The organism is Streptomyces sp. NPDC001219, assembly GCF_053597915.1.
Genome location: NZ_JBSFJF010000001.1, coordinates 62,715 through 86,704, shown reverse-complemented (window position 1 = coordinate 86,704; position 23,990 = coordinate 62,715). Strand labels below are relative to the sequence as shown.

Annotated in this window: 21 protein-coding genes; 15 read left to right on the top strand and 6 right to left on the bottom strand. The window is 72.9% G+C overall.

Features of this window, described 5'->3' with window-relative positions; all coding sequences use genetic code 11:
* Positions 1-75: 75 nt before the first annotated feature.
* From ACWC9R_RS00385 to ACWC9R_RS00375, 3 genes are all read left to right on the top strand, one after another.
* Positions 76-921 carry a glycerophosphodiester phosphodiesterase gene (locus ACWC9R_RS00385; RefSeq protein ID WP_450727493.1) on the top strand — a complete coding sequence of 282 codons (846 nt, stop codon included), beginning with the start codon at positions 76-78 and terminating at the stop codon, positions 919-921.
* A 53-nt stretch (positions 922-974) separates the two neighbouring features.
* Positions 975-1,652: an ATP-binding protein gene (locus ACWC9R_RS00380; protein ID WP_450727491.1), complete on the top strand. Its 678-nt coding sequence runs from the start codon at positions 975-977 to the stop codon at positions 1,650-1,652.
* Between the two features lie 112 nt (positions 1,653-1,764).
* Positions 1,765-2,733 carry a DUF5926 family protein gene (locus tag ACWC9R_RS00375; protein ID WP_450727489.1) on the top strand — a complete coding sequence of 323 codons (969 nt, stop codon included), beginning with the start codon at positions 1,765-1,767 and terminating at the stop codon, positions 2,731-2,733.
* 249 nt (positions 2,734-2,982) lie between these two features.
* Here ACWC9R_RS00375 and ACWC9R_RS00370 read toward each other — a convergent pair whose 3' ends face one another.
* Positions 2,983-3,594, bottom strand: coding sequence for a hypothetical protein (locus ACWC9R_RS00370; protein ID WP_450727487.1), 612 nt, complete (start codon positions 3,592-3,594; stop codon positions 2,983-2,985).
* Between the two features lie 189 nt (positions 3,595-3,783).
* On the bottom strand, positions 3,784-4,569 hold the full coding sequence (locus tag ACWC9R_RS00365) for a bifunctional DNA primase/polymerase (protein ID WP_450727485.1): 786 nt from the start codon (positions 4,567-4,569) through the stop codon (positions 3,784-3,786).
* A 697-nt stretch (positions 4,570-5,266) separates the two neighbouring features.
* Here ACWC9R_RS00365 and ACWC9R_RS00360 point away from each other — a divergent pair.
* A complete protein-coding gene (locus ACWC9R_RS00360; RefSeq protein ID WP_450727483.1) occupies positions 5,267-6,916 on the top strand; it encodes a PP2C family protein-serine/threonine phosphatase in 1,650 nt (549 codons plus the stop codon).
* A gap of 242 nt (positions 6,917-7,158) precedes the next feature.
* Positions 7,159-8,622 carry an aminopeptidase P family protein gene (locus tag ACWC9R_RS00355; RefSeq protein WP_450727481.1) on the top strand — a complete coding sequence of 488 codons (1,464 nt, stop codon included), beginning with the start codon at positions 7,159-7,161 and terminating at the stop codon, positions 8,620-8,622.
* A gap of 34 nt (positions 8,623-8,656) precedes the next feature.
* Here ACWC9R_RS00355 and ACWC9R_RS00350 read toward each other — a convergent pair whose 3' ends face one another.
* Both ACWC9R_RS00350 and ACWC9R_RS00345 read right to left on the bottom strand, forming a co-directional pair.
* Positions 8,657-9,313: a TetR/AcrR family transcriptional regulator gene (locus ACWC9R_RS00350; RefSeq protein WP_450727479.1), complete on the bottom strand. Its 657-nt coding sequence runs from the start codon at positions 9,311-9,313 to the stop codon at positions 8,657-8,659.
* A 276-nt stretch (positions 9,314-9,589) separates the two neighbouring features.
* Entirely contained in the window at positions 9,590-10,072 is a 483-nt protein-coding gene (locus ACWC9R_RS00345) for an ATP-binding protein (protein ID WP_450727477.1), read from the bottom strand.
* Positions 10,073-10,318: 246 nt separating this feature from the next.
* Here ACWC9R_RS00345 and ACWC9R_RS00340 point away from each other — a divergent pair, with 246 nt between their 5' ends.
* The 9 genes from ACWC9R_RS00340 (at position 10,319) to ACWC9R_RS00300 (ending at position 20,905) form a co-directional block, all read left to right on the top strand.
* Entirely contained in the window at positions 10,319-11,152 is an 834-nt protein-coding gene (locus ACWC9R_RS00340) for a hypothetical protein (RefSeq protein WP_450727475.1), read from the top strand.
* Positions 11,153-11,266: 114 nt separating this feature from the next.
* Positions 11,267-12,055 carry a YcnI family copper-binding membrane protein gene (locus tag ACWC9R_RS00335; RefSeq protein WP_450727473.1) on the top strand — a complete coding sequence of 263 codons (789 nt, stop codon included), beginning with the start codon at positions 11,267-11,269 and terminating at the stop codon, positions 12,053-12,055.
* An 85-nt stretch (positions 12,056-12,140) separates the two neighbouring features.
* The gene (locus tag ACWC9R_RS00330; RefSeq protein ID WP_450727471.1) at positions 12,141-12,785 is read left to right on the top strand and encodes an SCO family protein; all 645 of its coding nucleotides are present in this window, start codon (positions 12,141-12,143) and stop codon (positions 12,783-12,785) included.
* Complete coding sequence (locus tag ACWC9R_RS00325) at positions 12,782-13,228, top strand: copper chaperone PCu(A)C (RefSeq protein ID WP_450727469.1); 447 nt, start codon at positions 12,782-12,784, stop codon at positions 13,226-13,228. The genes ACWC9R_RS00330 and ACWC9R_RS00325 overlap by 4 nt, the downstream gene beginning before the upstream one ends.
* 104 nt (positions 13,229-13,332) lie before the next feature.
* A complete protein-coding gene (locus tag ACWC9R_RS00320; RefSeq protein ID WP_450727467.1) occupies positions 13,333-15,483 on the top strand; it encodes a copper resistance CopC/CopD family protein in 2,151 nt (716 codons plus the stop codon).
* Positions 15,480-16,898, top strand: a complete 1,419-nt coding sequence (gene efeB / locus ACWC9R_RS00315) for an iron uptake transporter deferrochelatase/peroxidase subunit (protein WP_450727465.1) — start codon at positions 15,480-15,482, stop codon at positions 16,896-16,898. The genes ACWC9R_RS00320 and efeB overlap by 4 nt, the downstream gene beginning before the upstream one ends.
* Positions 16,899-17,144: 246 nt before the next feature.
* On the top strand, positions 17,145-18,071 hold the full coding sequence (pheA, locus tag ACWC9R_RS00310) for a prephenate dehydratase (RefSeq protein ID WP_450727463.1): 927 nt from the start codon (positions 17,145-17,147) through the stop codon (positions 18,069-18,071).
* Between the two features lie 717 nt (positions 18,072-18,788).
* Positions 18,789-20,078, top strand: coding sequence for a serine--tRNA ligase (gene serS / locus ACWC9R_RS00305; RefSeq protein WP_450727461.1), 1,290 nt, complete (start codon positions 18,789-18,791; stop codon positions 20,076-20,078).
* A complete protein-coding gene (locus tag ACWC9R_RS00300) occupies positions 20,075-20,905 on the top strand; it encodes an HAD family hydrolase (protein WP_450727459.1) in 831 nt (276 codons plus the stop codon). The genes serS and ACWC9R_RS00300 overlap by 4 nt, the downstream gene beginning before the upstream one ends.
* Here ACWC9R_RS00300 and ACWC9R_RS00295 read toward each other — a convergent pair.
* Positions 20,893-21,624, bottom strand: coding sequence for a rhomboid-like protein (locus ACWC9R_RS00295; protein WP_450727457.1), 732 nt, complete (start codon positions 21,622-21,624; stop codon positions 20,893-20,895). The genes ACWC9R_RS00300 and ACWC9R_RS00295 overlap by 13 nt on opposite strands.
* Positions 21,621-22,682: an Lrp/AsnC family transcriptional regulator gene (locus ACWC9R_RS00290; RefSeq protein ID WP_450727455.1), complete on the bottom strand. Its 1,062-nt coding sequence runs from the start codon at positions 22,680-22,682 to the stop codon at positions 21,621-21,623. The genes ACWC9R_RS00295 and ACWC9R_RS00290 overlap by 4 nt, the downstream gene beginning before the upstream one ends.
* Before the next feature lie 344 nt (positions 22,683-23,026).
* Here ACWC9R_RS00290 and ACWC9R_RS00285 point away from each other — a divergent pair, with 344 nt between their 5' ends.
* On the top strand, positions 23,027-23,827 hold the full coding sequence (locus ACWC9R_RS00285) for an MFS transporter (RefSeq protein WP_450727453.1): 801 nt from the start codon (positions 23,027-23,029) through the stop codon (positions 23,825-23,827).
* Positions 23,828-23,990: the final 163 nt, after the last annotated feature.

The window sequence follows — 23,990 nt, the reverse complement described above, 5'->3', positions numbered from 1 at the left end:
AAACGGCGCATCCCCTGTTACCCGCCTCAGGTACACGCCCGGCGGCCCGTCGGCGGCGGATGGCACGATAACGCGGTGACCTCTGCACGCCCTGCCCAGGACGCCCGTCCGGACCGTCCCGCCATTTCCGTCATCGCCCACCGCGGAGCCTCCGAGGAGGCCCCGGAACACACCCTGGCGGCCTACCGCAAGGCGATCGAGGACGGGGCGGACGCCCTGGAGTGCGATGTCCGGCTGACCGCGGACGGGCATCTGGTCTGTGTGCACGACCGGCGGGTGAACCGCACGTCCAACGGGCGCGGCTCGGTCTCCGCCCTGGAGCTCGCCGACCTGGCCATGCTCGACTTCGGCTCCTGGAAGGACGAGGGGTTCGCGAACGAGGCACCGGACCGGCAGCACGAGGACCCCGAGCGGACCTCCGTCCTGACGCTGGAGCGGCTGCTGGAGCTGGTCGCCGACGCGGACCGCCGGGTCGAGCTGGCCATCGAGACCAAACACCCGACGCGCTGGGCCGGACAGGTGGAGGAGCGGCTGGTCGAGCTGCTGACCCGGTTCGGGCACACGAATCCGGCCATGCGCGCCGACTGGACCCCGTCGGTCCGGGTCATGAGCTTCTCGGCCCGCTCCCTGCACCGCGTACGGGCCGCGGCACCCTGCCTCCCGGGCGTCTACCTGATGCAGTTCCTCACGCCACGGCACCGCGACGGCCGGCTCCCGCCCGGCGTCGGCATCGCGGGCCCCGGTATACGCATCCTCCGTTCGCACCCCGACTACGTCGCCAAGGCCCATCGCGCGGGCCACCGCGTCCACGTCTGGACCGTCAATGACGCCGACGATGTCGCGCTGTGCCAGGAGTTGGGCGTGGATGCGGTGATCACGAATCGCCCCAAGCAGGTGCGAAAGCAACTCGGCCTTGGCTAAAGCCCTTCACAGGGTGTGCACCGGCGCATTCGGGCCGTATTCGAGAGTGCCCAATGCGTCACCATGTGCCGCTTGGCCGGTTTCCGGTCCAGTCCATTGGGGCATTCATCCCGTGGCGTGGGGCAAAGGAGGTCTCGGGGGTGGCGTTGGTGGTGGCACAAGAGGTGCCGACGTCGTCGATCATGGCCGTACCCCATGGTCCTGTGGGTGTCGGCATGGCCAGGCGGCGCATGCGTGAAGAACTGTTGGCAAGTGGAGTTCAGGACACAGTCGTCGATGACGCGGTCCTCATTCTTTCCGAGCTGTTGAGCAATTCGTGTCGCCATGCGCGTCCGATATACGAACGCGGAACACCGCTTTCCGCGACGGTCGGCGCGCAGGACGCCCCGTCGGCGTCCGTCCGGGCCTCCTGGCAGATCGACGCGCAGGGCAGACTGACCGTCGCGGTCACGGACGGCGGCGGCCCGACCCGGCCCCTTCCGTCCACTCCCTCGGTCACCGCGCGCGGCGGCCGCGGCCTGGCCATCATCCGCTCGCTCGCCAAGGACTGGGGCGTACGCGACTCGGTCGTCGGCGAAGTGACGGTCTGGGCGGCACTCTCACTTCAGGGCGCGTTCGCTACGCGCGTGGACCTGACACCCGATCTGCCGCCCTCGCTCACCACCGACGCGGGACCGGTCAGGGGCAGGCCACTGACACCGGACTTCCCGGACTTCGACGATCTGCCATAGCGGCACGGCGGGACACGGCCGCGCGCGGCCGGGCGCGACCTCGTACGCAATCCTCTAGGCTCGCGCCGAAACGCGTCCGTACGCCCAGGATCGACCAGGAGACACCGTCGCCATGGCCAAGAAGCGCCGTCCTCAGCCCCAGGCCGCAGCATCGCAGATCAAGGGCGGCGAGGTGCCGGTCGTCGGCGCCCGTGAGCCCTGCCCCTGCGGCTCCGGCCGCCGGTACAAGGCCTGTCACGGGCGACAGGCGGCGCACGCCGCCACCGAGCTGGTGCAGCGCCCCTTCGAGGGGCTGTCCGGTGAGTGCGACTGGGTGGCGCTGCGCGAGCTGGTGCCCGCCGCCACCGCCGAGTTGACGCTGAAGGGCGGGCTGCCCGAGGGCGTCCCGTCCGTGACGCTGGCGACCGTGCTGCCGATGGCCTGGCCCGCGCTGCGCCGCGACAACGGCGCGGTGATGCTCGGCGTGCAGAACGACACCGCCTCCGGCGACCTCAGCCGCGACCTCGCCGACACCCTCCAGCGCGCGCTGGCCGCCGAGCCCGGCACCCCGGTCCCCGCAGGACGCCCGTCGCCCGACGGTCCGCGGCTGCAGGATCTGCTCGACCCGGGCGCGGTTTTCGAGCCGACCGTCCACACCGGCTTCGAGTTCTGGGTGGAGAACGCCGAGAACGCCACCGGCGAGGTCGCCGCCTCTCTGGAGCGGGCCAACGCGGCGGCCATTCCCACCGAGCGGATTCCCGGCCTGGAGGGCGCGTACTGGTGCGAGGCCCCGGAGAAGAACCATCTGCGCTGGGTCACCGGGCACCCCGAGGAGCAGCTGCTGGACGCGCTCGCCCGGCTGCACGCCGCGGGCGCCTCCTCGCTCGGCGAAGGCACCCGTCTGGTGGGCTCGTTCCGCGCCCACGGCCTGGTCGTCCCGGTCTGGGACCTGCCCTCGTCGATGAGCGCCGAGGACGTCGCCAAGCCGGCCGCCGCGTTCGCCGAGCGGCTGGCCGAGGCGCTCACGGCCACCGCCCCGCTGACCTCCGAGGAGCGCCGGGCGCGCGGTGGGCTCACCAACCGCCAGGTCACCCTGAGCTGACCGGACCGCCCGGCCGTGCGATCCGGACGCCCACGGGGACCTCAGGCGTGACGCCTGTCACAACTCCCCGTACCTGCCGGTAAATAGGCGTCCGGAATTCCACGATCGAATTTGCGAACCGCCGATCTCTTGTTACGGTTCTAGAAGCCCGGTCGCTGGTGCATCCCCCGTCGCCAGCGACCGGGCGCTTCCATGCCCGGAGCCAGGTGCTCCGCTCGCCCGGCCCCGGCCGCCGCCCGTCCCGCGCCGTCAGCGGCCCGAACCACGGGCTCCCGCCGCCGAGTTGCTGCCGGAGCGCAGCAGCAGCCGCTCCCCCGCCGCGTCGGAGAACTCCGCCACCGCGCCGTACGGCCCGCCCTTGCGCAGGGTCGCCCCGGTCGGCGTCTCACACAGGCCCGGCGCGTCGGCCGCCGCCACCTCGCAGTGCACCTGGACGGTCGTGCCGTCCGGCCGCAGCAGCGTCAGCGCGGCCCGCAGCGGAGCGCCGGTGCGATTGCGGTAGTAGGTCCGCCCCCAGGTCAGCCCGTCCTCGGCGAGCACACAGGTCTGGGCCTCGATCCGCTGGGGAGCGCGGAGTTGGGGGCCACAGCGGGAGGTACGGCCCGGACGGGGCGACAAGGCGGGGCCGGCGGGTGATCCGGTGGCGGTCCGGGTGCGGGCGGCGGCAGGGCCGATGCCCGGCTTGGCCCCACTATCGAAGCTGATGCCCCTTTTGGCCGCAGGGCGGTTTTCGGACGTGGCGGCCATCCCGGACGCCACGAGGTCGGCCGGACCGGCCATTGCGGCACCCAGCGGTACGAAGACGGCGAGCGCCGCCACACCGGCGAGACCGGTCATGCGGAGTTTCTGGGCACGCTGCATGGGCCCCACCTGCGAGGAAGATGCCGCCGAGGGCGGCTTGAACGGTGGGCCGAACCTATCGGGCGGCGAGGGTGCCCCAGGACACCCGGACGCCGGATTCCCGTAGTTGTCCGGCCCGGTCACACCCGAACGGGTGATCCCTCCGCGCGTTGTTTCGACCCTCCGCCCGGCCCACGACCCCCGCGGGCGTCAGTACGCGAGCCGGCTGCCGCCGTCGGGGGTGCCGGTGCTCGCCCTGACCAGGGCGTCCACGATCGTGCTCACCTTCGGCAGCCAGGGCGCGGCCGAGGGTGCGGGTCCCCCCTGCGCCGGGGAGTCCCCCCGCTCGAACGAAGTGGAGAGTGGGGGAGACGTTGAGACTTTCGGGGAAACCGGCGGCCGCTCCCAGCGGACCCGGCCGGCACCGATCTGGGAGGGCGGGAGCACCAGATAGCCGCCCTCGCCATGGAACCGCAGCGAGCTGGGCACCCAGTCCTGGGAGTGCAGCAGCTCGCCCAACTCGGCGAGGTCGTACGGGGAGACGAGCAGCGACCAGCGGGTGGGCGTGGCCACTACGGGGCCGAGGCGCACGCCGAAGTGGTCCAGGGCCGCCAGGGCACGGGCGCCGGCGACGGCGGGCAGGCTCACGGCGCAGGGCGCGCCGCCGCCGGTGGCCAGCACGATCGGGGCATCGGGGCGGTTGGTCCACCACCAACGCACCATCCGGGCATCGGTCGTGGCGGCCAGCAGGCCGGGGTCGAAGGGGTGCGCGCCGGGCACCACACAGTCGGGGTCGGGACAGCTGCACCGGCGGCCGGCCCGCTCGATGAGGCCGAGCCGGGCGCCGGCCGGCTGCCGTCCGGCGGGCCTGATCCCCACGCCGGGAAGTACGGGCCACTGCCACTCGGTGGCGCAGTGGAGCGCCGCACCGAGCAGCGCCGACCTTCCGCCGCGCCGGAACAGGAGCTTGCGTCGCCTTCCGAGGATCTCGCGCATGAGCGCTCGTTCCTTTCCGTTAACGCCGAGGGCTTGTCCATCGCACTACATGGCACTTCTTGCCGGTTCGCCGTCGTTCCTGCCAAGCCGCTTCACGCCGTGGTGGGGCGGTTTCTGCGGCCCGGCGGTGCAACCCGGGGTCGATCGCATCTCGATCACGCCACGTGGATCACTGGTCACCGCGTGTACAAGGCAGCGCATCACGCCGTACGCCGAGCGTGGAACATGGCGGGGGGTGGCGCGCCCATGGCGCTTGCGCCTCCGTGGTGCAGTCCCCACCTCTTGGGAGTGCGTCGCGGTCGTCGTCGTATGAGACGCCGGCCGCCGCCGGAGAGTTCCGGTGCGGCCCCAACTGGCCCCGCACCTTTCCGAGTACGTACCCGCCACTGTGGTGATGACGCGCTGGTGATCGCCGTCAGTCGACCTCAAATTGACGCTTGGGGGGCTTTTTTCAGGCCAATCTACAGACCTCGTTGACACCACAAACCCCAAGGGGAGAGTGCTGGACATCACATCGTTGATGCGTGTACATGTGGAGGCATTGATAGCGGAGCAGCATGACATGGGGGTTTGCGATGCTATTGAGGAAATTGAGCGGGTCGTCATACCGCACAACGTCTCTCAGCAAAATGCCGCACTCCCTGCCGAAGAGCGGCCTGACCTGGGTCATTACCTGGCGCGCCGAGAGCCGTCGGCCATGACCACCCCTCACGTACCGAAAGTGGCTGGAATCGAACCAGCCCTTCCCGCCCCCACTCACACTGTCGGCCCGCGCCGGGGGAAAACCGCCGCGGACCCCACCGCCGGCACCCCGTCCGACGGAGCGCCCCGGCCCCCAGCGGCCCCCGCACCCGACGCGGTGTCAGGCGCCGCCCCCGGCGACACCCCCGAAGGCTCCGTCGTCGACCAACTCGCCGCCGTCCAGGACCGGCTGGCCGGCTGGATCTCCGACCTCAGCACCCTGCACGACCTGACCGAACGGCTCGCGCGCACCCGCACGCTGGAGGCCGCTCTGCACGAGCTGCTGCGCGCCGGCGCCGCCCTGGTCGGTGCCCGCCGCGGTCTGGTCGTCCTCTGCCCGGCCGACGGCTTCGGCCCGGAGACCACCGTCGGGCTCGGCCTCGGCCACGCCGAGATCGGCACCATCGAGACCATCCCGCGCCGCGCCCTGTCGTACGCGCGGATACTGGACGGCCTCCCGGCGCCGGGCGTCACCGACGACACTCGCACCGGACCGCTCGACGGCGGCCGGCACGAGGCGGGCGACGCGGGCCGCGGCACCGGCCTCCGCGGCGCGCCGGCCGGACCGCGCACCGAGATCTCCGAACCCGACATCCCCGGCGAGAAGGACCTCGACCCGCGGCTGCGCGAGGTCGCGGCCCGGCTCGGCTACGCCGCCAGCTACGCGGTCCCGCTCGCCGCCGACCCCATCGGCCGGACCGGCGCCGCGGTCTGGCTCTACGACGAACCGGCCGAGCCCACCGAACGGCAGCGCCATCTCATCGGCCTCTACCGGGCGCACGCCGCCGAGCACCTCGCCCGCCTCCTCGAACTCCACCGCACCCGGCAGGCCGTCCGGACCCTCCGCGAGGAGCTGCTGCCGCACCGGCTGCCACGGGTCCCCGGCGTCCGCCTCGCGGTGCGGCACAGCAGCGGACCGCGCGGGGGCGGCGACTGGTACGACGCGCTGCCGCTGCCGGACGGCGCGCTGGGGCTGGCCATCGGTTCGGTCACCGGCAACGGGCCGAGCGCGGTCGCGGCCATGGGGCGGCTGCGGGCGTCGCTGCGCGCCTACGCCGTCATGGAGGGCGAGGACCCGGTCGCGGTGCTCTCCGACCTCGAACTGCTGCTGCGGCTGACCGAGCCGGCCCGCAGCGCCACCGCGCTGTTCGCCTTCACCGAACCGCCGCCCGGGGCGCCGGGCGGGCCGCCCGCGCCCCCGATGCCGGGCGATGTCACCGACCCCTTCGCCCGCAAGATCGTGCTGGCCGGGGCCGGCCACTGCCCGCCGCTGATCCTCGGCGATCTGCGGACCGAGTACGTGGAGACCTCGCTGTCCGCGCCCCTGGGCATGCTGGCCTGCTGGGAAGCGCCGAGCGTGGAGATCGAGCCGATGGCCGGCGAGACCCTGCTGCTCTACAGCGACGGGCTGCTGCACCGCACCGGAGAGCCCATGGACCGCGCCTTCACCCGGCTGCACGCGGCCGCCGCGAGCGTTCCCCGGGCCGCCCGGCACGATCCGGAGGCGGTCGTCGACCACGTCGTGCGCACGATGCTGCCGCAGGGCCTGGACGATCCGTCGTCGGAGGAGGACGTCGTGCTGCTCGCCGCGTACTTCGAGGAGTAACCCCGGTCCGGCGACTCGGGGCCGGTCCGGCGGCTCCCGGCCCTGGTCGCGGGGCCGGCCCCGAGCCCGCCACGTACGGCGGGCGGACACCCCGCCGCGTGCGCCCGCGCACTTTGCCCGCCCGGATCTGCCGGGCGCCATGCCTCCTATGGCCGGAGTGCCGGAGAGGTCACAGCTTCTTGCCCCTGGACCGATTTCGATCCGCACATACGATGGAATGCGGTTCAGTCTTTAAGGGAGGCATGGTGACCGACGCGCTCACTCCGGAGACCCCGGACGAGGACGAGCAGCCGATCAAGCAGCGCAAGAACGGCCTTTACCCGGGCGTCTCGGACGAGCTCGCGGCGAACATGAAGAGCGGCTGGGCCGACACCGAGCTGCGCGACCTGCAGCCGGTCGAGCAGGCCCCGCACGCGGCCCGGCGCCGGGCCGCACTGTCCGCGCGCTTCCCCGGGGAGCGCCTGGTGATCCCGGCGGGCAATCTGAAGACCCGCTCCAACGACACCGAGTACGCGTTCCGCGCCTCGACGGAGTACGTCTACCTCACCGGCGACCAGACCGACGACAGCGTCCTGGTCCTGGAGCCGGCGGGCGACACGCACGAGGCGACGCTCTACCGGCTGCCGCGCTCCGACCGTGAGAACGGCGAGTTCTGGCTCAACGGCATGGGCGAGCTGTGGGTCGGCCGGCGCCACAGCCTCCACGAGTCCGAGGCACTGCTCGGCGTCCCCTGCAAGGACGTCCGCGCGCTGCCCGACGCGCTCACGGAGGCCACCGGCCCGGTCCGCGTGGTGCGCGGCCACGACGCCGGCATCGAGGCCGCGCTGACCGACAAGGTCACCGCCGAGCGGGACGAGGAGCTGCGGGTCTTCCTCTCCGAAGCCCGCGCGGTCAAGGACGCGTTCGAGATCGGCGAGCTGCAGAAGGCCGTCGACTCGACGGTGCGCGGCTTCGAGGACGTCGTGAAGGTCCTCGACAAGGCCGAGGCGACCAGCGAGCGCTACATCGAGGGAACGTTCTTCCTGCGCGCCCGTGTCGAGGGCAACGACATCGGCTACGGCTCGATCTGCGCCGCCGGCCCGCACGCCACCACCCTGCACTGGGTCCGCAACGACGGCGCGGTCCGCTCCGGCGAGCTGCTCCTGCTGGATGCCGGTGTGGAGACCCACACCCTCTACACCGCGGACATCACCCGCACCCTGCCGATCAACGGCCGCTACACCGACCTCCAGCGCACGATCTACGACGCGGTGTACGAGGCCCAGGAGGCGGGCATCGCGGCGGTCAAGCCGGGTGCGGCCTACCGCGACTTCCATGACGCGGCGCAGCGGGTGCTCGCCGAGAAGCTGGTCGAGTGGGGCCTGGTCGAGGGCCCGGTCGAGCGGGTGCTGGAGCTGGGGCTGCAGCGCCGCTGGACCCTGCACGGCACCGGCCACATGCTCGGCCTCGACGTCCACGACTGTGCCGCGGCCCGCACCGAGCACTACGTCAACGGCACGCTGGAGCCCGGCATGGTGCTGACCGTCGAGCCCGGACTGTACTTCCAGGCGGACGATCTGACGGTCCCCGAGGAGTACCGGGGCATCGGTGTCCGCATCGAGGACGACATCCTCGTCACGGACGACGGCAACCGGAACCTCTCGGCCGGGCTGCCCCGGCGGTCGGACGAGGTCGAGGCCTGGATGGCCGGCCTGCTCGGCAGGTAACGGCGGCGGATACGCGTAACGGCTCCCGGCGGCGTCAACCGCTGCCGGGAGCCGTCCCGTTGCCGGGCCCGGCGTCCGTCTCCCTCGCCCGGTAGGCGCCCGCGCGGGCCGCCGCCCAGACGGCGGTGGCGGCGGACTCGGCGAGGTCCCGGTCGACGGGCCGGCGGGCGATCAGAATCCGGTAGTAGAAGGGCGCGCCGAGCGCCGACATCAGTTCCTCCGGGTCGGTGTCGCCGGGCAGTTCACCACGGTCGACGGCCCGCCGCACCATCCGGCCGGCCAGCGCCAGGCGTTCGCCGAAGAAGGACCGCAGCACCGAGGCCGCCTGCGGGTCGCGCACCGCGGCGGAGACCACCGCCTCGATCAGCCCGCTCATCCGCGCCTCGCCGTAGAACGCCGCTATCGAACGGGCCAGCGCCCGCAGGTCCTCGGGCAGGCTGCCGGAGTCCGGCAGCGGCACATCGGAGCTCAGCTCGGTCAGCAGCTCGCACACCAGCCCCTCCGGGCCGCGCCACCGGCGATAGAGCGTCGCGAGGTGGATTCCGGAGCGCCGCGCGACCTTCTCCATCGTCAGCCCGGCGAAGCCGCCCTCGCCCAACTCCTGGAAAACGGCGGTCAATACGGCCTGACGGGTGCGGGCCGTACGCCCGCCGGGCCGGGTCTCGCCCGGGGCATGGTGCGCTGTCGTCACGACGGCTCCGTATTGCAGTGCGGGTTCACGCCAAGTATTGTCCGGGACGAGTTAACGCGAGCAACTTCGCGTTAATCCAGGTGCGCGCCGGTCTCGCAGGGACAGGGGACGCCGCGGGGGAGGTCCTCCCACCGCGAGACCGCGCTGCCGCTCCCCCTCAAGCGGCGATTTCCAGCCAATTATCCATGTGCCGAGGTTCGCCCGGATTGACACCTTGGCGATCGTCCCATGCCGGGTCCTTCGGACAGTGCGACACCGCCCGGACGTGACCGGCGATCACGACGCCATCGGCAGTGCCGCTCCCTCGCGCCATTTGAGGATCTTGTCGAAGCTGACCACGGCGCCGGGGCGGCCCGTGCGGTTGCGGTAGCGGACGTGGTCGGTGAGGGCCTCGATGAGGAAGAGGCCCCGGCCGTCCTCGGCGAACTCGGCGGGCTGCGCGGGGGTGGGCACGGGGGCCGGGGGGAGGGCGCGGTCCGTGGCCGTGGGGGGTGGGGCGCTGTGGTGGAAGCCGGGGCCCGAGTCGGTGACTTCGATGCGGCAGGTGTCGCCGTCGATGAAGGCGGTGACGCGGTAGTCCTCGGTGGCGTCGCCCCCGTGCTCGACGGCGTTCGCGCAGGCTTCGGAGAGGGCCACCGACAGGTCGTAGCAGATGTCCGGATCCACGCCCGCGGTCTCCATCGTGCCCAGCAGCAGACGACGGGCGAGCGGCACGCTCGCAGCCTCACGCCGCAAATGGAGTGACCACCAGATGCTCATCGCTCCAGCCTCCTGGCCGCGGCTCGACATATCGTTACCTATTGCCGCGCCCCAAGGTCCGTAAGCATGTCCGGGACGTGATACCGCTCATTCGGCGGATGCGAGGAGTGAGCGCATCGGTGTAGGTGCCGCGCGGGCCATGCGCCTCCGCGCGCCCTGCCTGACTCCTCGGACGCCCCACCGGGCGCCCCTTGACACCGACCTGCCGTCGGGCGCCCTTGGCACCAGTGGGATGATGGCGCGGCCATGACTCCACCGCCCGCCTCCACAGCGCGCGCAGCCGCCGATCTCCGGCTGTTGAGGGCCGCGGTCTTCACCGCGGTCTGCGTCGCGCTGTCCGCGGCCGGGCACATCCTCGCCTCGTGCGCCGTCCCGTTGTGGACGATGGGCGTGGCCGCCGCCGCGGTGTTCGCGGTCGCCGCGCCGCTGGCCGGGCGGGAGCGCTCCCTGCCGGGGATCGCCGTGGGGCTCGCCGTGGGACAGCTCGCGCTGCATGCGCTGTTCTCCTGGGGGCAGCGGCCGGTGCCCGGCACCGCGCCGCGCGGCCCGGGTGCCGGCGGGCTCTCGGACCAGGCCGCGATCAGCCTGGCCCGGCATCTGACCTGCGGAGGCGGCAGCGGACAGCTGGACGGCGCGCAGGCGCGCCGGGTGCTCGGCTCGGGCGGCTTCGACACGGCCGCCGCGGCCGGGGTGGCACCGGCGGGGCACGGCACGGCCGGTGGCCCGGCCGCCGACCCGGTGGTGCTGCACGGTCTGCTGCCGTCGCTGCCCATGCTGCTGGGGCATCTGCTGGCGGCGCTCGCCCTCGGCTGGCTGCTGCGGCGGGGCGAGGCCGCGCTGTGGCGGCTGGTCCGGCTGTCGGCCCCGGCGGCCCGCGGGATGGCCGTACGGACGCTGGTCGGTGCGGTCCGGATGGCGCTGGTGCTGGTCCGTGCCCTGCTCAGGGGCCTGGGAGCGGCGCACGACGAGGCGCGGCGCGCCCCCGTTTCGTACGGGGATGACAAACCCGGCCCGCGGGACCCCGCGCTCCACCACAGTGTCGTGAGGCGAGGGCCACCCACCCTTGCCCTCGCGGCCTGACATCGCGCGAAGCACGCTCCCACAGGACGGGTACGGGCTCGCGCGTCGTCGCCGCACGCGCGCCACCCAACACCGTCACCAGCACCTTTCTCCTTCCTGTGGAGTGTTTTTCCGATGTCGAAGATCTCGAAGACGACGCAGATGCCGCAGCAGCAGCCGGAGGCCTCGCGTGCGCGCCGGCTCGCCCGGCGCGTGCCGCTCGTTGCCGCCGCCGCGGCCGGCGGTGTGGTGCTGCTCGCAGCCCCGGCCTTCGCGCACGTCAGCGTGCAGCCGGCCGGCCCCGCCCCGAAGGGCGGCTACGCGACCGTCAACTTCAAGGTGCCCAATGAGCGCGACGACGCGTCGACGGTGAAGCTCGAGGTCACGCTGCCGACGGACCACCCGCTGGCGTCCGTCATGCCGCAGCCGGTGCCCGGCTGGAAAGTGGACGTCAAGAAGTCCAAGCTGGCCAAGCCGATCGAGATGCACGGCGAGAAGATCAGCGAGGCCCCCTCGAAGATCACCTGGACCGCGGACGACAAGGGCGTCGAGCCCGGTCAGTTCCAGCAGTTCCCGGTCTCCGTCGGCATGCTGCCCGAGGACGCCGACCAGGTCGTCTTCAAGGCCCTCCAGACGTACGACGACAAGGAGGTCGTGCGCTGGATCGAGCCGACGAAGGAGGGTGCCCCGGAGCCGGAGAGCCCGGCGCCCGTCCTCAAGCTCACCGCCGCCGAGGAGGACGGCCACGGCGCCGCCGGCGCGGACGACAAGAGCGGTGGCAAGGACCACGCCAAGAACGCCGCGGCCGGCGAGGACGCCTCCGCCGGCGACACCACGGCGCGCGTCCTGGGCGCCGTCGGCATCGTCGTCGGCATCATCGGTGTCGGCTTCGGTGTGTTCGCCGGACGGCGCCGCAGCGCCTGATCACGGACGGGCCGGCGCCTGACCCGCGCCGGCCCGACGCCCCTTCCCGGACACCACGGGATTCAACTCACGGGATTCATCTGCAATGCGTAGAACGACGCTGCTCGCGTCCGCCCTCACGGCGGCCGCGGCTCTCAGCCTGACCGCCTGTGGCGGGGACGACAGCAAGCCCGCCGCCGAGGTCTCCGGCGGCACCACCGCCAAGCCGATCATCACGCTCGACAGTCCGCTGGCGAAGCCGGACCTGGTCCTGACCGACACCCAGGGCGACAAGTACGACCTGCTGGAGAAGACCAAGGGCCACCCGACGCTGATCTACTTCGGCTACACCCACTGCCCGGACGTCTGCCCGGTGACGATGGCCAACATCGCGGTCGCCGTGAAGCAGCTGCCCAAGGTCCAGCAGAAGGACCTACGGGTGGTGTTCGTCACCTCCGACCCGGAGCGCGACACCTCCGCCACCCTCAAGACCTGGCTCGGCGGCATCAACAAGGACTTCACCGGCCTGACCGGGAAGTTCGACACCATCCAGGCCGGCGCGCGCAGCGTGAACATCGGCATCGAGAAGCCGGTCAAGAAGAAGAACGGCGAGGTCGTCTCCACCCATGGGGCGCAGGTTCTGCTGACCTCCCCCAAGGACGACAAGGTCCACTGGATGGCCATGGAGAAGGCGACCTCCGACGACTTCACCAAGGCACTTCCGAAGATCATCAAGGGACAGAACCCGTGAACCGCCGCACCACCCTCGCCGCCGCCCTCACCCTGACGGCCGGGCTCGCGCTGACGGGCTGCGGCGGGGACAGCGCCCCGAAGATCGCGGTCGACGACGCGTACATGCCGCAGCCCGTCACCCAGCAGATGGCCGGTGTGTACTTCACCGTCAAGAACAACGGCGACACCGCCGACAAGCTCACCGCGGTCACCAGCAACGTGGCCAAGTCCATCACGATCCACAAGACGGCGGGCACCAAGATGGAGCAGGTCGAGTCCCTGCCCGTCCCGGCCCACGGCACGCTCCGGCTCAGCCACGGCGGCAACCACCTGATGCTCATGGGGATGAAGAACAAGCCGACCAAGGGCGACACCTTCACCGTCACGCTGCACTTCGCGGGCGCCGACCCGGTCAGGGTGCAGGTGCCGGTCAAGGACGCCACCTACCAGCCGAAGCACTGACGGGACGCCACCACCGGACAGCCAGGGGGACCGGAGAGGCACCAGCCGCGGCCGGAAGCACGGACGGGCCGGAAGAGACAACGGGAGTAGAGGGAGCGATCACTATGGTCACCACCGGGCTTCGGCCGCGACGGTCCGCCGTGCTGCGCCTGCTGGTCGTCGCGCTCGCGCTGGCCGGCACGCTGCTCGGCGGGCTCGGCGGTGCCGCACCGGCCTCGGCGCACGCCGCGCTGACCGGCAGCACCCCCGCGCAGGGGTCGGTGGCGGACCGCGCCCCCGGGCAGGTGACGCTCACCTTCTCCGAGGGCGTCGCGATGAGCGACGACTCGATCCGGGTGCTGAATCCGCAGGGCGAGCGGGTGGACGAGAAGAAGCTGCGGAATCTGAGCAGCGGCCGCGTCGTCAAATACGGCGCGGGGCTGCCGTCGGGGCTGCGCGACGGTACGTACACCGTCGCCTGGCAGGCGGTCTCCGCCGACAGCCACCCCGTGTCCGGTGCCTTCACCTTCTCGATCGGCGCGCCCTCCAAGACCACCGCCCCGGTCCCCCAACAGGAGGCCGGCGGCGGCGTGGTGGGCGCGCTCTACGGGATCGCCCGGTATCTGGCCTACGCCGGGTTCGTGCTGCTGGCCGGCGGCGCCGCGTTCGTGATGGCCTGCCGGCCCGCCGCGGCCCTCGTACGGTCCGTGCAGCGGCTGGTGGTGTACGGCTGGGCGCTGCTGGCCGGCACCACCGTCGTGATGCTGCTGCTGCGCACCCCGTACACCGGGTCCGGTGACCTCGCCGACGTCCTCGACCTCGGCGGGCTCCAGCAGGTCCTGGTCACCAAGCCGGGGACGGCGCTGATCGCCCGGCTGCTGCTGCTCGCCGCCGCTGCGCTGTTCGTGGCGATGCTCTTCGGGACGTATGCGCGGGCGTACGAACCGGCGGAGGCGGACGGGGCCGGGGACGGGACCGGCGAGGAGCCGGTCGTGGACGCCGCCGGACAGGCCGGGCGGCGCAGGACCCTCACCCTCGGGCTCGGCTTCGGCGGGGCGGTCGTCGCCACCGGGCTCGCCGCGACCTGGGCGATGGCCGAACACGCCTCGGCCGGGCTGCAGCCCGCCGTGGCGATGCCGGTCGATGTGCTGCACCTGCTGGCGGTCGCGGTCTGGCTCGGCGGGCTGGCGGCGCTGCTGGTGTCCCTCTACTGGGGCCCGCCCGTCGAACGGACCGCCGTCCGCCGCTTCTCCCGGCTCGCCTTCGGCTCCGTAGTGGTGCTGGTGGCCACCGGCCTCTACCAGTCCTGGCGGCAGGTCGGCACCTGGCAGGCGCTGGTCGACACCACGTACGGGCAGCTGCTGCTGGTGAAGGTGGCGCTGGTCGTGGTGCTCGTCGGGATCGCCTGGCTGTCGCGGCAGTGGACCGGGCGGCTGGCGGAGGTACCGGCGGCGGAACTTCGGGGGGCGGAGGACGCGGAGGGGGCGGAAGAGGCAGAGGACACGGGGAAGGTGTCTGTCGGGGCCTCGGCCGGTGCTGTCGCTGCCGGGGCGGCCCCTAAGGGCGGAGCGGCTCCTCAGGGTGGAGTGGCCCCTAAGGGTGGAGCGACCTTTGAGGGCGGTGCGGCTCCTGAGGGCGGCGACGCCTCGGAGCCCGGCTCCTCCCCCGCGCCCGGCCCGGCCCCCGCGCCCGACCCCGCCCGCGCCGCCCAACTCGCCCGGCAGCAGGCCGCGTTGCGTACCGCGCGGACCAAGCGCGTACGGGACGCCGACCAGGAGCGGCTGGGGTTGCGCCGGTCCGTGCTGGCGGAGGCGTCGGTCGCGGTCGTGCTGCTCGTGGTCACCACGGCGCTGACCGCCACCGAGCCGGCCCGTACCGAAGCGGCGGCCAAGGCCACCTCGGGCGGACGGTCCGCCCCCGCACCCGGCCGGCCGCAGGCGCTGGTCCTCCCGTTCGACACCGGCGGCCCGCGCGGCAAGGGCACCGCCCGCGTCGACCTCGCCCCCGGGCGCAGCGGCCGCGCCAACACGGTGCAGCTGCGGATCACCGACCCCGCGGGCAAGCCCCTGGACGTCCCCGAGGTGAAGGTCTCCTTCACGGAGAAGTCCAAGAAGCTCGGGCCGCTGTCGGCCACCCTCCGGCACTCCGGCGAGGGCCGGTGGCGGGCGAACGGGGTCCAGCTGCCGGTCCCCGGACAGTGGCGGCTGTCGCTGGTCGTCCGGACCTCCGACATCGACCAGGTGACCGAGTTCAGGAACGTGAAGATCGGCTCATGAGCAAGCAGACCCCCCGTAAGCAGCCCGCGCGCAAGCAGACGCCCCGCAAGCCGGCCGCCACGAAGGAGGCCCCCGCGCAGCAGACCGCCGCGCAGCAGGCCAACGGCAGGAAGAGCGCCGGGGCGGGCGGCACGCGCGTCCCCGGCCCGGCCGCCGCGCCGGCACCGGAGACGGCCGGGTCCGCCGGGACGGTGTCCCGCCGCCGGCTGCTCGGCACCGCGGGGGCGGCGGGCGCGGCCGGGCTGGTGGCCGGCGGGGCCGGTGGCGCCCTCGGCGTCTCGGCCGCGCGCGACGACGCCCCCGAGGCGCTGACCAGCATCGGCGCGACCCGGGTTCCGTTCCGGAGAGCGGGCGGCGGACACCAGGCGGGGATCACCACCCCGTTGCAGGCCACGGGCCATCTCGTCGCCTTCGACCTGGCGCCGGGCACCGACCGCAAGGCCGTCGCCGCACTACTGCGCCGCTGGTCGCGGACGGCCGAGGAGCTGATGGCCGGACGGGCCCCGGACGCCGACACGGGGGTCGCGCTCGACGCCGGCCCGTCCTCGCTGACCGTCACCTTCGGCTTCGGGCACAGCTTCTTCGGCCGTACGGGCCTGACGAAGCGGCGCCCGGTGGCCCTCGACCCGCTGCCCGACTTCTCCGCCGACGCCCTGGACCCCGACCGCAGCAACGGCGACCTGTGGATACAGATCGGCGCCGATGACGCGCTGGTCGCCTTCCACGCGCTGCGCGCGCTCCAGAAGGACGCGGCCGGCCGGGCCCGGCCGCGCTGGCAGATGAACGGCTTCAACCGCACCCCGGGCGCCACCGCGCGCCCGATGACCGCCCGCAACCTGATGGGCCAGATCGACGGCACCAACAACCCCAAGCCGTCGGACAAGGACTTCGACGAGCGGATCTTCGTCGGGCGGGACGCCGACCAGGCGTGGATGCGCGGCGGCTCGTACGCCGTCGTGCGCCGTATCCGGATGCTGCTGGACGACTGGGAGAAGCGCTCCCGGCACGACCAGGAGCGGGTCATCGGGCGCCGCAAGGACAATGGCGCGCCGCTGACCGGCGGTTCCGAGACCACCCCGATGCGGCTGGACGCGAACGGCCCGGACGGGCTGCCGGTCATCCCGGCCGACGCGCACGCGCGGATCGCGGCGCCCGAGTCCAACCAGGGCGCGGCGATGCTGCGCCGCCCGTTCTCCTACCACGACGGGTTCCGGGAGGACGGCGCCCCGGACGCCGGGCTGCTGTTCATCTGCTGGCAGGCCGATCCGCTGCGCGCCTTCACCCAGGTCCAGCGGAAGCTGGACCGCGGGGACGCGCTGTCGCCGTTCCTGCGGCACGAGGCGAGCGGACTGTTCGCGGTGCCCCCGGCCGCGGAGCCGGGCGACTACGTGGGCCGGGCGCTGCTGGAGGGGTAGCCGCCACGGGGCCGGGGGTCGGGGCCCGGGGGCCTGGGGCCGGAGCGTCGCGAGGCCGGGGCGGGCCCTAGGGAGGGGTCGAACGGATGCCGTAGGGGTGGGGAGCGCCCCCTTCGGGGCCACAACGGGGTGGGGGGTGGCGGTATTCCCGTGTACCGGCCGGGTGCCGGAGCGGCTGGGTATCGTGGCAGGGCAGGGAGAACATCGGCGGGGTGCCCCCGCAGTTACGCGAGGGAGTCCTTATCCATGTCGGCCAGCCGCTATACCTATCTGGGCCCCGAGGGCACGTTCACGGAGGCCGCGCTGCGCACCCTGCCGGAGGCGGCGACCCGCGAGCTGACGCCGATGGTGTCGGTGCCCGCGGCCCTGGACGCGGTGCGCGCCGGTGAGGCCGCCGCGGCGCTGGTGCCGATCGAGAACTCCGTCGAGGGCGGGGTGACCACCACCCTCGACGAACTGGCCTCCGGCGAGCCGCTGATGATCTACCGCGAGGTGCTGCTGCCGATCGCCTTCGCACTGCTCGTACGCCCCGGTACGGCGCTCGGCGACGTGAAGACGGTGACCGGGCACCCGGTCGCCCAGCCGCAGGTCCGCAAGTGGCTGGCGGCGCAACTCCCGGAAGCCGTATGGGAGTCGGCGGCCTCGAACGCCGACGGCGCGCGGCTGGTGCAGGAGGGCCGCTACGACGGCGCGTTCGCGGGCGAGTTCGCGGCGGCGACGTACGGCCTCACCCCGCTGGTCGCCGACATCCATGACGCGCAGAACGCGGCCACCCGCTTCGTGCTGGTGGGCCGCCCGGCCCGGCCCGTGGCACCCACAGGCGCCGACAAGACCTCGGTCGTGCTGTGGCTGGCCGAGGACCACCCCGGTGCCCTGCTCGAACTGCTTCAGGAGTACACGGTGCGCGGGGTGAACATGATGCGGATCGAGTCCCGGCCGACCGGCGAGGGCATCGGCCGCTACTGCTTCTCCGTGGACTGCGAGGGGCATGTCACCGACCGCCGGGTCAGCGAGGTGCTGATGGGCCTCAAGCGGGTCTGCCGCGAGGTGCGGTTCCTCGGGTCGTATCCGCGGGCGGACGCGGTGCCGCCGACCGTGCGGCGGGAGATGACGGACGCGGCGTTCACCGACGCGTCGGACTGGCTGGCGCGCTGCATGGACGGGCGGAGCTGAGCCGGATTCCGGTGCCGCGCGGGCGGGCCGGCGGGGGCCTCGGAAGGGCACGACCTGCGATTTTGGCAGGGCGCTCGGTTATCCACAAAGTTATCCACAGGTACAGTTCTCGACCTGTGGGTAAGTCGACATGCGAGTCGGACACAGTCGACATATCGCCCTACTGACCCCACACCCATCCACAGCACCCCACGTCGGGCATCGTCAGCACAATTCACGTGTTCAATCCCTTAGAGCGAGGCAATCCCACACGAAAGAGTGCGTGAACGGGGTTTGGACGGGGAATCCATAGCCGAGCATTTCGGGAGCGGAATGATCGCCTCCGACTTCCACAGATCTCACACACAGCCTGTGGATAAGAATCCCGAAACTCGCCGCCCCTGTGGACAACCAGGCGGTCTCGGGGGATAACTCGGGGCCCGAACCCTGACTCGGCGCCCGCTCAACTCCCGTTGTCCACATAGTGGATCATCGACGGCGCTCGCACGAAATCGCCTGCCGAGGCCCCTCTCAAGGCCCCACGAAGAGACCGCGAAGAGGTCACGAGGAGTCCGCGAAGAGCCCGTACCGCCTCTCCCGCAGCAGGGAATGCGCCGGAATTCGGCACGGCCTTTCACCCCCCACCCCTAAGGGAATAAACAACCCCAAAACGGGCAAAATGCCGCGCCAGGGAATATGGCGTCGAGGGGCGGCGGGTGGCCCCGGTAGCCTGGGGGGGTGATTGACCTTCGCCTGCTCCGTGAGGACCCCGACCGTGTGCGCGCGTCCCAGCGCGCCCGTGGAGAGGACGTCGACCTCGTCGACGCGCTTCTCTCCGCCGACGAGCGGAGCAGGTCGTCCAGCGTCCGCTTCGACGAGCTGCGTGCCGAGCAGAAGTCGCTCGGCAAGCTCATCCCCAAGGCCGCCGGCGACGAGAAGGCCGCGCTGCTGAAGAAGGCCGGTGAGCTGTCCGCCGCCGTCAAGGCCGCCGACGCCGCCCAGGACGAGGCCAAGGAAGAGACGCAGGCGCTGCTGCGGAAGCTCGGCAACCTCGTCCACCCCGACGTCCCGGTCGGCGGCGAGGAGGACTTCCGCGTCCTGGAGACGCACGGCACGATCCGCGACTTCGCCGCCGAGGGCTTCGAGCCCAAGGACCACCTGGAGATCGGCGAGCTGCTCGGCGCCATCGACGTCGAGCGCGGCGCCAAGGTGTCCGGCTCCCGCTTCTACTACCTCACGGGCGTCGGCGCCCTGCTGGAGCTGGCGCTGGTCAACGCCGCCATCGCGCAGGCCACCGCGGCCGGTTTCACACCGATGCTGACCCCCGCCCTGGTGCGCCCGCGCGCCATGGAGGGCACCGGCTTCCTCGGCCAGGCCGCCGAGAACGTCTACCACCTGGAGAAGGACGACTACTACCTGGTCGGCACCTCCGAGGTCCCGCTCGCCGCGTACCACATGGACGAGATCGTCGACGGGGCCAAGCTGCCGCTGCGCTACGCCGGTTTCTCGCCGTGCTTCCGCCGCGAGGCCGGCACCTACGGCAAGGACACCCGCGGCATCTTCCGGGTCCACCAGTTCGACAAGGTCGAGATGTTCTCGTACGTCGCGCCGGAGGACGCCCAGAACGAGCACCAGCGGCTCCTGGACTGGGAGAAGCAGTGGCTGACCGGCCTGGAGCTGCCCTACCAGGTGATCGATGTCGCCACCGGTGACCTCGGCGCCTCCGCCTCCCGCAAGTTCGACTGCGAGGCCTGGATTCCCACCCAGGGCAAGTACCGCGAGCTGACCTCGGCCTCCAACTGCGACGAGTTCCAGGCGCGCCGCCTCTCGGTCCGGATGCGGGAGACCGTCGACGGCAAGCAGAAGGTCTCGCCGCTGGCGACGCTGAACGGCACGCTCTGCGCCGTACCGCGCACCATCGTGGCGATCTTCGAGAACCACCAGCAGGCGGACGGCTCGGTGCGCGTCCCCGAGGTGCTCCGCCCCTACCTGGGCGGCCGGGAGATCCTGGAGCCCGTCGCCAAGTGAGCGCAACCGCTCCGGCCGCGGGCTCACCGCTGCCCTACAAGCTCATCGCGACGGACCTCGACGGAACGCTGCTGCGCGCCGACGAGACCGTCTCCGAGCGCACCCGCCGGGCGCTCGCCGCGGCCACCGCGGCGGGCGCGGCGCACATCGTCGTCACCGGCCGGGCCGTGCCCTGGACCCGGCACATCCTCGACGCCCTGGACTACCGGGGCCTCGCGGTGTGCGGGCAGGGCGGTCAGGTCTACCACGCCGGGGAGCACCGGCTGCTGACGTCCGTGACGCTCGACCGCCAGCTCGCCGGGCTCGCGCTGGCCAAGATCGAGGCCGAGGTCGGCCCGCTGTATCTGGCGGCGAGCCGGGACGGACTGGAGGGCGAGGTGCTGGTCGGCCCCGGCTACCGCGTCCAGGAAGGCCCGCTGCCGAACGTCCTGCTGGACGACACCGGCGCGCTGTGGGCGGCCCCGATCAACAAGGTCTACCTCCAGCACCCGACCCTGGACGACGACGCGCTGGCGCTGGCCGCGCGGCAGGTCGCCGGGGATCTGGTGGGGGTGACGGTGGCCGGTGCGGGCATCGTCGAGCTGCTGCCGCTGGGCCTGTCGAAGGCCACCGGGCTGTCGCTGGCCGCCCGCCGGCTGGGCCTCACCGCCAAGGAGACGATCGCCTTCGGCGACATGCCCAACGACATCCCGATGTTCGCCTGGGCGGCGCACGGTGTGGCGATGGCCAACGCCCATGACGAGCTGAAGGCCGTCGCGGACGAGTGCACCGCCTCCCACGAGGACGACGGGGTCGCGGCCGTGCTGGAGCGGCTCTACCTCTCCTGAGGGCTCTCCGGCCGCCGCTCCGGCGGGGGTTCCGCGGCCCCTTCGGCGGGGCCGCTCCCGTCCTCCGGCGGCGGCTCCCCGGCGGCCGCCGGGGTCAGCGGCCAGGCCGCGAAGCCCATGAGCAGCGCGATGGCATGGCCGAAGTCGGTGAAGTCCGCTCCGGTCAGCAGCGGAACACCGAAGAAGACCAGCACCCCGGCGAGGTAGCTGTGACGCCAGGGCGGCCGCAGCCGGTACGTCAGCACCCCGGCGGCCGCCGCCAGCCCGTACGAGACGCCGATGTCCACGACATGGGTCATCGAAGGCGGCAGCCGGTGGCCCTCGATGGCCAGCAGGACGAGTTCCTGGCTGGCGAGGGTGGCGGCGATGTGCGCGCCGCCGACGGTCAGCAGCCAGCGCCCGGTCCCCGTCCAGCGCTCCACGTTGGCGTGCAGCAGCTCGAACATCACCACGTAGAGCAGGAACGACGAGGGGCGTTCGATCCAGAAGCCGCTGATCAGCAGCGACGGCAGCGGGTGCTCGTTCAGCTCGTGGATGTTGCTGCTGGTGCGGTGGATCAGGAACTGCCCCAGCCCCTCGGACGCGGCCGCGACGACCAGGCTGGTGATGCCGATGACCAGCAGCCAGATATGGGTGCCGGGGCTGCTGCGCACCCAGTCCTTCACCCAGGTCAGGGCGTTGGCGGGGAAGGGCCGACGGCCGCCGCGCGGCGGCCTCACCGGCGGCGCCCCGGGGCAGCGTGGCCGGCGGGGAGCAGCGGCCCCGGCCCCTTGATGTGCCGGATGCGGGGCGCGCTCTCCATGGACCGCACGCCGGGCAGCGTCGCCACCCGGGTCGTCAGATACGTGTAGACCGCGCCGACGTCGCGGCAGAGCACCGAGGCGAAGAGGTTGTTCGGGCCGGTGGTGGCGCAGGCGTAGCCGACTTCCGGGTGTGCCGCCATCGCCTCGCCCGCGGCGGCGAGACGGGCGGGCTCGACGGACAGCCACAGGGCCACCATCACGCCGTACCCGAACTGCGTCAGGTCGTAGTCGACGTCGTAATACAGGGCGCCGTTCGCCCGTAGTTCCGCGCAGCGGCGGCGGACGGTGGTGGGCGACCAGCCGGTGGCGGCGGCGAGTTCGGCCAGCGGGGCGCGGCCGTCCCGGGCGAGGGCGTCGAAGAGCCGGCGGTCGGCGTCGCTGAGCGGGCCGGGGGCGGCGGCCGGGCCGGGCGGCGGCGGGCTCAGCCGGGCGATCTGCTCGTCGGTCAGCGCACCGGACTTGCTGATCAGGCTCCGCGGGCCGCCGAAGAACTCGTGCAGCCGGCAGTGCGCGGTCACCCCGATGACGCTCGGGGTGCGGGGCAGCTTCTGCAGCAGCAGCGCGTCGCTGTGCTCGCTGCTCGCCGCGCGGCACATCGCGGTGATCTCGGTGCCGCCGGACATCAGGCCGACCCAGGAGGTGTCCGGGCGGCGGGCCAGCGCCTCGGCGACGGCGACCGCGGCGTCCGGGGCGCACTGGACCCGCACCAGCCACTGCACCTCGCCCGGCGCCGCCCCGCCCGGCAGCCCCAGCACCCTGAGCGAGCCGTTGGTGCGGTGCCGGGTGTAGCGGCGGGCGACGGTCTGGTCGGAGACCCCGAGCACGGCGGCGATCCGGCTGAACGGCGCCCGGCCGTCGAGTTGCAGCGCATGGACCAGCCGGTGGTCGAGGGCGTCGAAACCGGCGGGGCCGCCGGGAGCCTGACCGGTGCCCCTCCCCCGGTCCGCCACCGCGGGCCTCCCGTCGGAATTCACCGTTCGAGGCTAACGCGTGTCGGATTGCGCCGCCGGGCGTGCGGTGGCTGGGAGCGCGGACGGTGCGCGCCGCACCGTGGCGTCGGACCTGCGCCGCACCGGGCGCCGGACCCACCGGTCACCGGCCGGCGCAACGGCGGACCGGGCCGGGCCCGCGGGCGGCGCCCGATCCGCCGGCACCGGCCGATCCGAACGGAGGAGAGAAACATGCGGAGCGCACCCGAGAGGGGGACCGCTGCGGGCGTCCCCGTACGGGCCCGGCCGGGGAGAACCCCCGCGCCCGGATCGACTGGCCCGGCGCCGCGTGCTTCACGGCCTGCGCGGGCGGACTGACCTACGGGCTGATGCGCGGCGGTGCGCAGGGCTGGATGGACGCCGGGACGCTCACCTCGCTCGGCGGCGCGGCGCTCGCCCTGCTGGTGTTCCTCGCCGTCGAACGGCGGGCACACCGGCCGCTGCTGGACCTGGGGCTGCTGCGCCGCCCCTCGTTCACGGCACTGCTGGCGGCGGCGCTGCTGCTCCAGGCCGCGGCGTTCCCGTACCTCACCTTCGTGGGGCTGTGGGTGCAGAACGTCCTCGGCCTGAGCCCGGTGCGGGCGGGCCTGGCGGTGACGCCGATGGCGCTGGTGTCCCTGCTGGTCGGGGTGCTGGCCGGCCGGCTGTTGCAGCGGATGCCACCCCAACTCCCGGTCGGTACCGGCATGGTGCTGGTGGGCGCCGGAGTGCTGCTGGAGTACGCGCTGCTGGACGACGGCGCCGGCTGGACGGCGCTGGTCCCCGGCCTCGCGGTGACCGGGCTGGGGATCGGGGCGGCGATGCCGGTCCTGGTCTCGGCGGCACTCGGCGCGGTGCCCCCGCAGCGGGCGGGCATGGCGAGCGGCGCCATGAATACCTTCAGCCAGCTGGGCTACGCCCTGGGCATCGCCGCCCTCGGCACCGTCTTCGCCGACGCCCTGCACACCCTCCCGCCCGGCGCCTCCCCCAGCGCCGTCGCCGCCGCCCATGTCTCCGGGCTGAGCGACCTCCTGCTGCTCTCCGGGGCCGTGGCAGTCGCGGGCGGGCTGCTGGTCCTGGCCGTTGTACGGCGCGGGGCGGGCGGGGACGAGGACGGGGACAGGGGCGATGTGGCGGGGCGGAGGGGGTAGCCCGTGGGGCGAGCGGGTCGGGTTATGCGGCTCGGGTATGCGGGTCGGCACCCGGAACCGTACGGCCGTACGCGGTTCCGGGTTGCCGCCCTGGGCCCTGCGACGATCTTCGCCGCGCCCTCGCACCCAAGTCAATCCTCCGATCTCCTTCCAAACCCCTTAG